10 protein-coding genes are annotated in these 12,280 nt (G+C 72.7%); 6 read left to right on the forward strand and 4 right to left on the reverse strand.

Annotated features, from left to right (window positions below; translation table 11 throughout):
• Positions 1 to 107 precede the first annotated feature (107 nt).
• Together ACF09J_RS11020 and ACF09J_RS11025 are read left to right on the forward strand one after the other, a co-directional pair.
• Complete coding sequence (locus ACF09J_RS11020) at positions 108 to 1,181, forward strand: Ku protein (RefSeq protein WP_392305074.1); 1,074 nt, start codon at positions 108 to 110, stop codon at positions 1,179 to 1,181.
• 156 nt (positions 1,182 to 1,337) lie between these two features.
• Positions 1,338 to 1,784 carry a hypothetical protein gene (locus tag ACF09J_RS11025; protein ID WP_392305075.1) on the forward strand — a complete coding sequence of 149 codons (447 nt, stop codon included), beginning with the start codon at positions 1,338 to 1,340 and terminating at the stop codon, positions 1,782 to 1,784.
• Positions 1,785 to 1,905: 121 nt separating this feature from the next.
• Here the strand turns inward: ACF09J_RS11025 and ACF09J_RS11030 are convergent, their stop codons facing one another.
• Positions 1,906 to 3,663, reverse strand: coding sequence for a beta-ketoacyl-[acyl-carrier-protein] synthase family protein (locus ACF09J_RS11030; RefSeq protein WP_392305076.1), 1,758 nt, complete (start codon positions 3,661 to 3,663; stop codon positions 1,906 to 1,908).
• Positions 3,664 to 4,001: 338 nt separating this feature from the next.
• Between ACF09J_RS11030 and ACF09J_RS11035 the strand changes: the two genes are divergently transcribed.
• Positions 4,002 to 4,733, forward strand: a complete 732-nt coding sequence (locus ACF09J_RS11035) for a hypothetical protein (RefSeq protein WP_392305077.1) — start codon at positions 4,002 to 4,004, stop codon at positions 4,731 to 4,733.
• A 428-nt stretch (positions 4,734 to 5,161) separates the two neighbouring features.
• Positions 5,162 to 5,464: a hypothetical protein gene (locus tag ACF09J_RS11040; protein ID WP_392305078.1), complete on the forward strand. Its 303-nt coding sequence runs from the start codon at positions 5,162 to 5,164 to the stop codon at positions 5,462 to 5,464.
• A 20-nt stretch (positions 5,465 to 5,484) separates the two neighbouring features.
• Here ACF09J_RS11040 and ACF09J_RS11045 read toward each other — a convergent pair whose 3' ends face one another.
• Positions 5,485 to 6,354: a class II glutamine amidotransferase gene (locus tag ACF09J_RS11045; RefSeq protein ID WP_392305079.1), complete on the reverse strand. Its 870-nt coding sequence runs from the start codon at positions 6,352 to 6,354 to the stop codon at positions 5,485 to 5,487.
• 168 nt (positions 6,355 to 6,522) lie between these two features.
• Positions 6,523 to 8,160: a PucR family transcriptional regulator gene (locus tag ACF09J_RS11050; RefSeq protein ID WP_392305080.1), complete on the reverse strand. Its 1,638-nt coding sequence runs from the start codon at positions 8,158 to 8,160 to the stop codon at positions 6,523 to 6,525.
• Between the two features lie 226 nt (positions 8,161 to 8,386).
• Between ACF09J_RS11050 and ACF09J_RS11055 the strand changes: the two genes are divergently transcribed.
• Both ACF09J_RS11055 and ACF09J_RS11060 read left to right on the forward strand, forming a co-directional pair.
• Positions 8,387 to 9,658: an NAD(P)/FAD-dependent oxidoreductase gene (locus ACF09J_RS11055; RefSeq protein ID WP_392305081.1), complete on the forward strand. Its 1,272-nt coding sequence runs from the start codon at positions 8,387 to 8,389 to the stop codon at positions 9,656 to 9,658.
• A 239-nt stretch (positions 9,659 to 9,897) separates the two neighbouring features.
• Positions 9,898 to 10,635, forward strand: coding sequence for a rhomboid family intramembrane serine protease (locus ACF09J_RS11060; RefSeq protein WP_392305082.1), 738 nt, complete (start codon positions 9,898 to 9,900; stop codon positions 10,633 to 10,635).
• Between the two features lie 52 nt (positions 10,636 to 10,687).
• Here ACF09J_RS11060 and ACF09J_RS11065 read toward each other — a convergent pair whose 3' ends face one another.
• Positions 10,688 to 12,253, reverse strand: a complete 1,566-nt coding sequence (locus ACF09J_RS11065) for an FAD-dependent monooxygenase (protein WP_392305083.1) — start codon at positions 12,251 to 12,253, stop codon at positions 10,688 to 10,690.
• Positions 12,254 to 12,280 lie beyond the last annotated feature (27 nt).

Genomic DNA, 12,280 nt, shown 5'->3' on the forward strand with positions numbered 1-12,280 from the left:
TAAGAAAACCATGGAAACTACTTAAACCATGACAAGTAGAACAATCAGATCAATCTGAGGAATCAGACCCAGCAGATCGTCCTGATCCGATCCGGAAGGTGCTCCACGTGCGATCCATTTGGAACGGCGCCATCTCGTTCGGCCTGGTCAGCATCCCGATCAAGCTCGTGAACGCGACCGAGAGCCACGCCATCTCCTTCCGCCAGATCCACACCGAGGACGGCGGGCGCATCCGCTACCGCAAGGTGTGCGAGCTGGAGGAGCGCGAGGTCACCCAGGCGGAGATCGGCAAGGCGTACGAGGACGCGGACGGCTCCATCGTGCCGATCACCGACGAGGACCTGGCCCACCTGCCGCTGCCCACCGCGAAGACGATCGACATCGTGGCCTTCGTCCCGGCCGACCGGATCGACCCGCTCCAGATGGAGCACGCGTACTACCTGGCGGCGAGCGGCGCTCCCGCCGCCAAGCCGTACACCCTGCTGCGCGAGGCCCTCAAACGCAGCCAGAAGGTGGCGATCGCGAAGTTCGCCCTGCGCGGCCGCGAGCGCCTGGGCATGCTCCGCGTGGTGGACGACGTCATCGCCATGCACGGTCTGCTCTGGCCCGACGAGATCCGCGCCCCCCAGGGCGTGGCCCCGGACGTCGACGTCACCGTCCGCGACAAGGAACTGGACCTCGCCGACGCCCTCATGGACACCCTGGGCGAGGTCGACCTCCAGGACCTCCACGACGAGTACCGCGAGGCGCTGGAGGAGGTCATCGCTGCGAAGGCCGCCGGCGAGGCGCCACCCGAGGCTCCGGGACCCGCTCCCGGCGGCAAGGTCCTCGACCTGATGGCCGCACTGGAGAACAGCGTGCGGGCGGCCAAGCAGTCCCGGGGCGAGGAAGTGGGGGAGGAGGCCGGGGAGCCGGCGGAGGAGACCGAGGAGGCCGAGGTCAGGCACCTGCCGCGCGGCAAGCGGTCGGGGGCCGCGGCCAAGAAGACGACCGCGGGGAAGTCGGCTCCCGCGGCGAAGAAGACCCCGGCGAAGAAGACAGCCGCCGCGAAGAAGTCCACGTCCAAGTCGGCACAGTCGTCGGGGACGTCACGGTCCACGAAGAAGACCGCGTCGACGACCAAGAGCACGACGAAGAAGACCCCGGCGAAGAAGACGGCCTCCCGCAAGCGCACGGCCTGAGGACCGGGCCCGCACCCGCCCCCGCCGCACGAGACCCGCAGACGTCCCACCGCCGCTCGTACGCCTCCCCGGCGTCCGGTGGATCCCGCGCGGTCCCGGCGCCGCTTCCGGCAGAGTTGGCCCATGGGTTTGTCTCATCTCCTTCTGCTGTTAGCGGTGTTGGCCGGGCCGGCACTCTGGTTCTGGGGCCGGTTGCCGGCCGGCGGGCGGTGGCGGCGCAGTGCCGGCTGGTTCGCCGGGACGGCTGTGCTGCTCCTGCTGGGGACCGTGGCCGCCTGGTTCGTCGGTGCTCTGGCCGGAACGTCGCTGGACCCGGCAAAGGCGTGCCACGCCGTCGGTCAGACCTACGACGAGGACTACCGCAGCGCGCATCTCAACGACACGCAGTTGTTCCCGCTGCACGACCCGTGCAACGCGGGTTACGACCTGGTGCCGGGCTGGGTGAACCCGGCCGTGGTCGTCCTGCCCGCCCTGGCCGTCGCCTGCCTGGCGTACTCCGTACGACTGGCGGTCATCCATCGACGCACCAAGAAGGCTACGCAGTTGCTGAGTCGACCAGCCGTCGCGTGCCGATCGCGGGCGCAGGACGGGCCGGAGCCGTAGCCATCGGGTCGCTCGGTGCGGCACCGGCCGCCGCGGCGGCCGGTCCTCGCGCGGCTTCCGTCAGAGGGGCCCTGCAGGACTCCCGCCGCACGGGCCCCGTCCCGCCGTCACCCGGGTTCGGTCAGTGGACGCGGCGCAGCGCCAGCACGGCGTTGTGTCCTCCGAAGCCGAAGGAGTTGCTGAGCACCAGGTCGCCGTCCTGCGGCAGCGCGCGGGCGGCGCCCCTCACCACGTCGAGCCCGATCTCCTCGTCGACCTCCGCGCACCCCACGGTCGGCGGTACGACCCCGTGGTGCAGCGTCAGCGCCGCCGCGACGGCCTCGACACCGCCGGCGGCCCCTTGGAGATGCCCGAGGTGTCCCTTGAGGGCGGTCACGGGCACGCCGGGCAGACCGAGCACGGCCCGCAGGGCACCGGCCTCGGCGAGGTCGCCCTCCCCGGTGGCCGTGGCGTGCGCGTTGACGTGGACGACGTCGACGACGTACCCGCCCGCGTCCCGCACCGCCCGCCGCAGCGCGAGGGCGACCCCGTTCCCGCTCGGGTCGGGCGCGGCCATGTGGTGCGCGTCGGCGGACAGTCCCCACCCGGCGGCCTCGCAGTAGATCCGGGCGCCACGGGCCCGCGCGTGCTCCTCGGCCTCCAGGACGAGCAGCCCGGCACCCTCCCCGTTGACGAACCCGGCACGGTCCGTCGCGAACGGCCGCGAGGGCGAGAGACCGTCCTCGAGACCGAGGCCGGACAGCGCGCGCATGGCGGCGAACGACGCCATGATGGCGGGCGTGACGACGGCCTCTGCCCCGCCGGCCAGGGCGACGTCGACCCGCCCGTACCGTATGCGGTCCACCGCCTCGCCTATCGCCTCCGTACCGGAGGCGCACGCGCTGGTCACGGTCCGCGCCTCACCGGTGATGTGCAGGTCGAGCGAGACCTGCGAGGCGGCCTGCGAGGGCACGGTCATGGGGGTGGTGAGAGGGGACACGCCCCGGGGGCCCTTCTCCCGCAGCCTGCGGTCCCCGCCGACGAGGACGGAGGCGTCGCCGAGGATGGCCCCGAGGCTGACGCCGACCCGCTCCGGATCGAGCCCGCTCTCCCTGGTCCCGCCGTCCGTGAACCCGGCGTCGGCCCACGCCTCCCGGGCCGCGAGCACCGCGAACTGCGCGGCCCGGTTCATCCGCCGCGCGGCGGCCCTGGGCAGCAGCGTGGCGGGGTCCACGGGCACGACGCCGGCCACCCGCACGGGCAGCTCCGCGAACTCCTCCCCCTCCAACTCCCTTATGCCGTGCCGCCCTTCGAGCAGCCCCTGCCACAACTCGCCCGCGCCCACGCCGAGCGGGGTGACGGCCCCGAGCCCGGTCACGACGACGCGTCGCGGCCCGGCCGCCGAGGGCTCGCGCTCCGGCCGCGGGTGGTGCCGTACGACGTAGCCCTCCTGATCGGCGCCGGCGGCCCACTCGCGCACCTCGTCGTCGGTGGCGGTCCGCGAGGTCCGGGTGTCGAGGTCCCGGTGCCAGATCCCCCACCGGCGCCGGTACGTCTCCTCGACGCCCCGCGGGTCGACGGACCGCAGCCGGGTCACCGCGTCCCCGTCCCGGAAGACGGCATCGTCCAGCCGGGGCGACGAGACGGCCGGGACGGCCGCGACATCCATCCGCGGGCCGGCGACGACGACCCGCTGCCGGCGCGTCAGGACCTCGTCGCGGTCCACGCCGCCGAGCGGCGGCCGCAACGTCACCCGGATCGTCTCCGGCGACTCGGGCAGGGTGTGCGTCACGACACACCACCGCTGCTGCTCGGCATCCTCCGACGAGAGGGCGAGCAGATCGCCGGGGACGACCTCGGCGGCGGTCACCGTGGTGGGAACGATGGGGAGTTCTGGCATCTCGGGCGAATGGGACATATCCGTTGTGGCCTCCTGTGGTGCGAAGTGGCGTATGCCGGACGATCCCGAGTGAAAGGGGTGAAGGCATGGAAAGCCATAGGGCTAGATAAGCGTCCCAAACAGGACGCCTGTACGAATAGCCGCAAGTGCGAGAAATATGTGTGGAGTTGGGCGGTCCGTCCGTCGGCGGTGTGTGGCAGGTCACGCCCGCGGGTGAGATGACGGCGTGTGACGCGCGGCACTCCGGCCGGTGGCCCGGCCCCGCGCGGCGGACGAAAAAGCGCGCGAACTTTGAACCCCTGTCGGGCTATGTTGCTGGTGCTCGAAGGGGGAGAGACGTGACCAGGCTCAACCAGATCATCGCCGTGGAGAAGGGCGTCAAGAGCAAGTCGCTCCAGGACGTCAACGCGGCTCACCAGAAGGTGCAGAAGCCCGCGCTGCTCGCCGGCATCTCGCGCACGTACCAGCCGAAGGACGAGGAGGGCGAGCAGCTGCCGCCCGAGTCGACGCGGGTGCAGGTCAAGGCGGAGGAGATCCTGCGCGAGATGTCCGGGTCGCTCACGCGCCTGTTCGACGTGACCGCGACCAAGGACTGGGCCAACCGTACGGCCCACGCGGACGTCACGGTCGACGGCCGGACGGTCCTTGCCGAAGTCCCGGTCTCCTACCTGTTGTTCCTGGAGAAGCAGCTCACGGAACTGCACTCCTTCGTCAAGAAGCTCCCCGTCCTGGACGCCGCCGAGTCCTGGTCGCTGGACCCGTCGACGGACTGGTGGAAGACGGACCCGGTCCGCACGATCCGTACGAAGAAGGTCCCGCGCAACCACGTCAAGGCGGAGGCGACCGAGAAGCACCCGGCCCAGGTCGAGGTGTACTACGAGGACGTGCCGATCGGCTACTGGACGACGGTGAAGTTCTCCGGAGCCCTCCCCGCGCGGCGGGTGAACGAACTGCTGGACCGGGTGGAAAAGCTCCAGCAGGCGGTGAAGTTCGCACGCGAGGAGGCCAACGGCACCGAGATCACCGACCAGCGGGTCGGCGACGCGGTGTTCGGCTACCTGTTCGGCTGAGGCCGGACCGAGGCAGCCCCCTGATCGCCCCCGCGTGCGAGCGCGGGGGTGCGCGACAGGCGCGGGCCGGACTGAGGACCGGTTCCGCGCCATGGGCGCAAGCTGAAACTGAGGCTCAGCCTGAATCAGCCGGTCTCCTCCGGGAAACCGTGATCAATCTCAGACTCTCGCTCCAGCTTCAGCATTCGCCACCGATCGCCGGACGACCGAGTGCGGACGACCGCCGCCGGATGCGAGTTCGACTCTCGCCTGCACCTCTCACGCGGTGCGGTAGTTCAAAGGAAGAACACGACGGCCTGACGACTGATCCGCACTCATGAGCACCACCGGCGTGCGCAACTGGGTGGCATCCCCAGGGGCCCGGGAGCTGGATACGACTCCCGGGCCCCGCCACGCCCGGACACCACCGGACACCGAAGGAAGCCGATGTGACCAGGACGGGACCCGAACCCACCTTGCTCGTGGTCCTCGATGAAGCGGTCGCCGCTCTCAGGGCTCCGCTGGAGGAGTCGGACCGCGCGCAGGGCTGGACCGACGACCTGAGGCGGGAGGTGCAGGAGGCGATCTCCGTCAGTCGCTCGGTGCTCCGCCGCGAGGGGCTGTGGATGGTGCGGCACCTGCGCCCGCGCCTCGACGCGTGGATGGACCACGAGGGCGTACGGCCCGGACGCCTCCGGACTCTGGTCCTGGACGTGCAGCGCCGGCTCGTGGAGGCGCGGGGCGCGTCCTAGAGCACACCCCCGAGACGGACCTACGCGGCCTTCTGCGAGGCGGCGGCGTCGGGCCGCAGGTCGTCGAGGGTGAGGGGGTGGGCCGGCGGCTCGGGCAGGACGAGCCGGCCGGCCGTGTGCAGGCCGGAGTCCACATGGAGCAGTTCGCCCGCCTCCAGCGGCCGCCAGCCCGGGTTGTCGTCCATGCGTTCACTGGCCACCACGACGGCCGGATGCCCGGTCAGGGCCTTGGAGTGGACACGCATCCGCCCGTTACTCCCGCTGTTGTCGAGGTGCCGGGTGCCGTGCAGGCCGCCCGCCGGGCGCTGGAGGACGTACAGCTCGTGGGTGTCCGGGTACCGCAGCGCCCACAGTTCGCCGGGGGTGACGAGGACCAGGTTGAGGGCGTAGACCGGCAGGTGCTCGGCGATCCAGCGCGCGGCCTGCGCGATACCGGCGGTGACGTCGCCGCCGTGCTCGCGGGTCTCCCAGGTGACGAGGGCGAAGAACCGCTCCGAGTCGGTATCGCCCCTGACCAGTGACCGGTCCTCGCCCAGGTGGTCGTCGAGCGCGTCGAGGCCCTCGATGACCCCGTTGTGCGCGAACAGCCGCCCTTCCTGCTCGAATGGGTGGGTGTTGCGGGCGTCCAGACTGCCGGTCGAGGCGAACCGCACATGAGCGAGGAAGGTGGCGGACTCCACCTGCCGTGCCTCCTCGGCGAACGCCCGGTCCCGGTAGGCGGCGATCGGCGCCTTGTCGACCCGCGGGGTCCCGTCCGCGGCGAAGCAACCGAGCCCCGTGCCGTCCGGATCGCGATGACTCTGCCGGCTGAGGCTGTCGGGGGCGTCCAGCAGCCAGAAGGTGGCACGGGTGCGCCGCGGCGCACTGCTGAGTCCGAACAGACGGCACATCGGGTCCCTCCGCGGGTCGCCGGACGGCCCGGACCGGCGACGACGTGTCACCGCCCCGACCGCACAACCGGCGACGACACGCACCCGACGACCGCTCCGGCCGAAGACCTCCCCCGTGTTCCCCACCCCCGGACCACGAACCGGGCCGCCGGTGAAGATCCGGACTGGTCAGGGACGCGGCGGCTCGCTCTCCGAAGGGGTCTCGTCCATCGCCATGAGCTGGAGCCGCAGGGCCAGCCGCAGGCGGGGTGAGGAGAGGTCGAGCGGGACCGCCTCCTCGAGCTTGCGCAGCCGGTAGCGCAGTGTGTTCGGGTGGACCCGGAGGTGCCGTGCGGCGCTCTGCGGGTCGCCGAAGTGGTCGAGCCAGGCTGCGAGGGTGGTGAGGTACGGCGTGCCGTGTTCCTCGTCGTGCGCGCGCAGGGCGGCGAGCGGCCCGCCGAGCTGCCAGGTGTCGGGCCCGACGGCGGCCTTGGCGCGCTCCACGACGACGGCGTCCCAGGCGTCCTCCATCAGGACGAGCCCCGTCCCGCGGGTGAGGAGGAGCCGGCCGGCGTCGGTCAGCCGGTGGAGTTCGGCCGCTTCCGCCATGGAACGCGGCAGCTCGTCGGGGGAGCGGGCGGGGCACCCCGCCACGGCGTACAGGCCGGGATCGTGCGCGCGTGTCTCGGTGAGCACGTGCCGGAGCCAGTCGACGGTGCCGGCGTCGGCCCGGACACCGGGGGCGCCCCGCCGGCCGTCCCGCCCCGGCTCGCTGACCACGCCGAACAGCAGCCCGTCGAGGTCCGCGAGCAGCGGCTGGTGCCAGCCGAACCGATGGGCGACCGATTCCCACAGGTCGAGCTGTCTGCGTACGCCCTCAGCGCCGCCGGGCGACGACCCGAAGGCCACGACCCGCCAGGGACCGGCCGGCAGTGCGGCGGCCGCTCCCGGAGCCCGGTCCGGGAGGGCGCCTTCACGCAGCGCGACCCGTAGTTGCCCGGCCGACACCCGCCGTGCGATGCCGGCCTCGGCGCGCAGCCGCAGCAGGTGCAGGGCCAGGACCGAGGCCACGTCGCCGAGCTCACGGACGCGTTCCGGCGGAACCGGCGACTTGACCACGGCCCAGATCGACCCGAGCCACTCGCCGCCGGCCCGCACGGGGACGACCAGCCTGGGCAGGATGCCGTCGGGACCGGCGGGGGTCCAGATGGGGTCGCTGGAGCGTGCCAGCCGGCGGAAGACGCCACTGGCCCGGAAATGCGTCAGGGTCTCCGCGGGAACACGCCGCCCCACGATGGTGGAGACCCGTGCGGGGTCGGTGGTGTCCTGGCGAGCGGAGTAGGCGAGGACACGGGACTGCGCGTCCTCCACCGTCACGGGCGCGTCGATGATCTCGGCCGCCGCGTCGGCCAGTGCGAACAGGTCGCTGTGCGGGCCGGGGGTGCCCAGGGCGCCTGTGGCGGGCGCGGAGGCCCGGTCGATGACACCGCGCAGCAGCCAGACGACGTGCGCCCACGAGGTGTGCGGTTGCAGTTCGACCACGGCGGGGCCCGCCGACCTCCGGGCCGCGCGGGCCACCTGCGGGTCGCGCGCGGCGGGCCGTTTGAGCACGAGGCCCGCGGCCCCTGCCCCGGCGGCCCGCTCCAGCAGGTCGAGGGCTCCGGCCCGCTCCGTCACGCCCACCCCGAGAACGAGTTCGCCCGGCCGGCCCGCGGTGTCACCGGGTTCGGCCAGGGCCACGTCGTGCACCTCGGCGTTCCCGGCCGGCACGACCGTACGCAGAAGCCCGGGCCCCAGGGACTCCACGAGGTCGGTCACGGTGATCACGGCCGGCACCCCGCAGCGCGGCGTCGGGGACTGCTCATGAGTCCCATTGTGTCCCACGCCGATAGTGCCCATCGCATCATCCCTGTCGCGCTCATTGTGCGCCTGGCACAAAGACAACCGAGCCGGCCGGCCTCACCATCGGAGGCATCCGAAGGCGTCACCAGCCCGGACACGACCCCTTACGAACCGCTCCCGTACGACCCGCCCCCGCACGAAGAGGTCCCGCATGGCCGTCCGCCCTCCCTCGCCCGCACCCTCCGCCCCCAGCCGTGTCGCCGTCGTCGGCGCGGGCATGGTCGGACTGTCCACCGCCTGGTTCCTCCAGGAGCGGGGTGTCGACGTCACCGTGTACGACCGCCAGGGGGTGGCCGCCGGGTCGTCCTGGGGCAACGCCGGATGGCTCACCCCCGGCCTCGCGACGCCGCTGCCCGAGCCGGCGGTCCTCACCTACGGGGTGCGCGCGGTACTCAGCCCGTCCTCCCCGGTCTACGTCCCGCCCAGCGCCGACCCGAAGCTGCTCAGGTTCCTGGCCGGGTTCGCCCGCAACAGCACCGTGGCCCAGTGGCTGCGGTCGATGCGTGCGCTCGTCCCCATCAACAGCCTGGCGCTGCCGAGCTTCGACCTGCTGGCCGAGGGCGGTGTCGAGGCACGGACGCTCGAGGCCAAGTCCTTCATCGCCGCCTACCGCACGGCCACCGAGCGCGAGGTCCTGCTGGAGGAGCTCGAACAGATCCACTCCGCCGGCCAGACAATGGAGTTCGACGTCCTCGACGGGAACGAGGCCCGAGGGGTGGAGCCGTCCCTGTCGGACGAGATCGGCGCGGCGATCCGGCTGCACGGCCAGCGCTACATCGACCCGGGCCACTACGTGCACGCCCTCGCCGACGCGGTCCGTGCCCGCGGCGGGGTGATCCACGAAGGCACGGAGGTCACCGGGGTACGGGACACGGCGGCCGGAGTCACGGTCGTCGTCGGCGGAGGGGACGCCGCGCGCTTCGACGCGGTGGTCCTGGCCACGGGCGCCTGGCTCGGGCGCCTCGCCCGGGAGTTCGGCGTGCGCTCCCTCGTGCAGGCCGGCCGCGGATACAGCTTCAGCGTCCCGGTCGAGCACGTCCCGTCCGGGCCCGTCTACTTCCCCGCCCAGCGCGTCGCCTGCACACCGCTCGGCGACCGCCTGCGTGTCGCCGGGATGATGGAGTTCCGCAAGCCGGAGGCGCCCCTGGACGCCCGCCGCGTCCACGCCATCGCCGAGGCCGCCCGCCCGCTGTTGCGCGGCGCCGACCTGGACGCCCGCCGGGACGAGTGGGTCGGCTCCCGCCCGTGCACCACCGACGGCCTGCCCCTGATCGGCGCCACCCGCTCCCCCCGCGTCTTCGCCGCGGGCGGCCACGGCATGTGGGGCATCACCCTCGGCCCGGCCACCGGACGCCTCCTCGCCGAAACGATCACCACCGGCGAACTCCCGGCGCAACTGGCCCCGTTCGACCCGCTGCGCTGACCCGCCCGCCGCCTCCTCCGCTGACCCGCCCGCCGCCTCCTCCGCTGACCCGCCCGCCGCCTCCTCCGCTGACCCGCCCGCCTCCTCCTGCGCCGACCCGCCATCGCCTCCTGCGCCGACCGCCCGCCGTGAGCCTCATGGCACGTACCTGTCCCCCCCTCCCTCCGCACGCCCGACGCCGGGAATACTGGAAGCCAGTGGTGGCGCGGAGACGGATCCGCAGGGGGAGGAGGCGTGCCATGGGCAGGTCGGATCAGGGCGGGACCGGCGGCGGACCGCTCGGTGCCGAGCAGATGATCGCGGAGGCGCGGAAGGCGTTCTTCACGATGTTCGCGTTCCTCGTGGCCCTCTGGCTGGTGCAACTGGCCAACTACACCGGCGGCTACGCCCTCTCCCGGCAGTTCGGGGTGACGTCCGGAGACCTCGGCACGCTGCCTGACATCCTCACCGCGCCGTTCCTGCACTGGAGTTGGGCGCACATCGAAAGCAACTCCGGCCCGCTGTTCATCTTCGGCTTCCTCGCCGCCTACCGAGGCGTGGTCCGCTTCCTCGGACTGAGCCTGCTCGTCGCGGTGACCAGCGGACTCACCGTCTGGTTCTTCGAACGAGGCGGAGTGGAGACCGTGGGCGCCAGTGGCCTGATCTTCGGCTACTTCGGCTACGTCGTGGTCCGCGGCCTCTTCGACCGGCACCTGATCGACACGCTGATCGGCATCGTCATGGCGGGCTCCTTCGCCTACATGCTCACCGTCGCCGTGCCCGGGACACCGGGTGTGAGCTGGCTGGGACACCTCGGAGGCCTGATCGGCGGCCTGGTCGGCGCCTGGCTGTTCCGGGACCGGCGCCCACGGCCCACCGGCACGGGCCGCCGCCCCGACGGCGGAACCGGGACGACGACCCGCGGCGACCTGCCGGTACGGGCCGACAACCCACGCGCCGACCTGCACAAGGAACTCGGCGACCTGGGCCTCCTCTGACCGGTCACGTCCACGGCGAGGCGGGGGCGGCCCGAGCCCGACGTGAGGTCGCTCAGGGCAGCTTCGCCAGGCTCCCGCTGATGGCGGCGAGCAGCGCATCGCCCAGTGCGTCGCCGTGGCCGGCGGAGGTGTCCGCGGCCCAGCAGACGTAGCCGTCGGGACGGATGAGCAGGACGGCGGCGCCGAGGTCGTCGGGGCAGGTGGCGCGGACGAGATCGACCCGCGGCGGGAGGGGGAGACCGGCCGGGAGGGCCCCGGCCAGGTCCAGCACGACGGCGTGCCCGGACGCGAACAGCGCCGACAGCCGGGCGGGGCCGGCCCCGGTGACCAGATCGGCGTCCGGCACGCGCCGCCCCGTGAGCGGATGATCGCCGGGCAGCGGATAGCGCAGCGAGAGGCCGGACATCAGCCCCGCGAGGTGGCGATTGGTGTCGGGCAGGCGCAGCAGGTCGACGAGGATGTCACGCAGCGCGGCCACGTCCTCGCTCGGGTTCGGATCCGCCAGGACGCGCTGCGCCGACGTGTGGTGCAGGACCTGGGCTCCGACGGGATGCCGTTCGGTGTGGTAACTGTCCAGGAGGCCGCTCGGCGCCCGGCCCTGGACGGTCGCGGCCAGTTTCCAGCCGAGGTTGAACGCGTCCTGGATGCCGAGGTTGAGGCCCTGCCCGCCCAGCGGTGGGTGGATGTGCGCGGCGTCGCCCGCGAACAGGACGCGCCCCGACCGATACTGCTCCAGTTGGCGGGTGGCGTCGCTGAACCGCGAGGAGTTCTCCACGGCGGCGAGGACGGTCTCCTGCCCGTACACGGCCTGGAGCGCGGCGGCGATCGCCTCGTGGGTGACGGGGGTGTCGCGGTCGGCGTCCGCGCCGTCGTCCGCCTGGCCCGCGCGGCCGAAGGTGAGCCCGTACCGGTCGCCGCCGAGAGGGACCAGCATGGCCCAGTAACCCCCCGCGTGGCGGGTGAGGGCGCTCATGTGCCCGATCTGCCGCGGCACCAGCGACGACACGGCCGACAGGCGGATGTCGGCCAGCACCGCCTGGTGGGTGCCGGGCCTTCCGGGGAACGGCAGCCCCAGCAGTTTCCGCACCGTGCTGTGCCCGCCGTCGCACGCCACCAGGTAGCGTGCCCGCACCCGCGGGCCGTTCGCCGTCACCACCACACCGTCGTCGCACGGCTCGACCCCCGAGACGGCCGCCCCGCGCCGAACCCGCGCGCCGGCGGCGAGCGCGCGCTCCTCCAGTACCTCCTCGATCTCCCACTGAGGTACCGCGATCGGGAAGGGGTGCCTGGTCCGCCAGGGGGTGCAGTCCAGGGGAACGGGCAGGGTCGCGAAGTGCCCGCCGACCGGCTCACGGGACGCGGCCCGCCGCAGCAACGGCTCCAGCAGCCCGCGCGACTCCAGCAACTCGGCGGTACGGGGCTGGATCCCGCCGCCCTTGAGCTGCTCGACACGCTTGGGCAGCTTCTCCAGGACCAGGGTCCCGACCCCGGCCGCCGCCAGTTCGCACGCCAGCATCAGCCCGGTCGGACCGGCGCCCACGACGGCGACCTCGGTCTCGATCTCGATCTCGGTCTCGATCTCGGTCTCGGTCTCGGTCTCGATCTCGATCTCGTCCATCACTCGTACTCCTCCATCGCACCGTCA

The organism is Streptomyces sp. NPDC014889, from assembly GCF_043081205.1.
Lineage (GTDB): Bacteria > Actinomycetota > Actinomycetes > Streptomycetales > Streptomycetaceae > Streptomyces.

Bases quoted from the DNA above. Each gene is read 5' to 3' on its own strand.
- ACF09J_RS11030 (WP_392305076.1), bottom strand. From the start codon at position 3,663: ATGCCAGAACTCCCCATCGTTCCCACCACGGTGACCGCCGCCGAGGTC.
- ACF09J_RS11060 (WP_392305082.1), top strand. From the start codon at position 9,898: ATGGGCAGGTCGGATCAGGGCGGGACCGGCGGCGGACCGCTCGGTGCC.
- ACF09J_RS11045 (WP_392305079.1), bottom strand. From the start codon at position 6,354: ATGTGCCGTCTGTTCGGACTCAGCAGTGCGCCGCGGCGCACCCGTGCC.
- ACF09J_RS11055 (WP_392305081.1), top strand. From the start codon at position 8,387: ATGGCCGTCCGCCCTCCCTCGCCCGCACCCTCCGCCCCCAGCCGTGTC.
- ACF09J_RS11065 (WP_392305083.1), bottom strand. From the start codon at position 12,253: ATGGACGAGATCGAGATCGAGACCGAGACCGAGACCGAGATCGAGACC.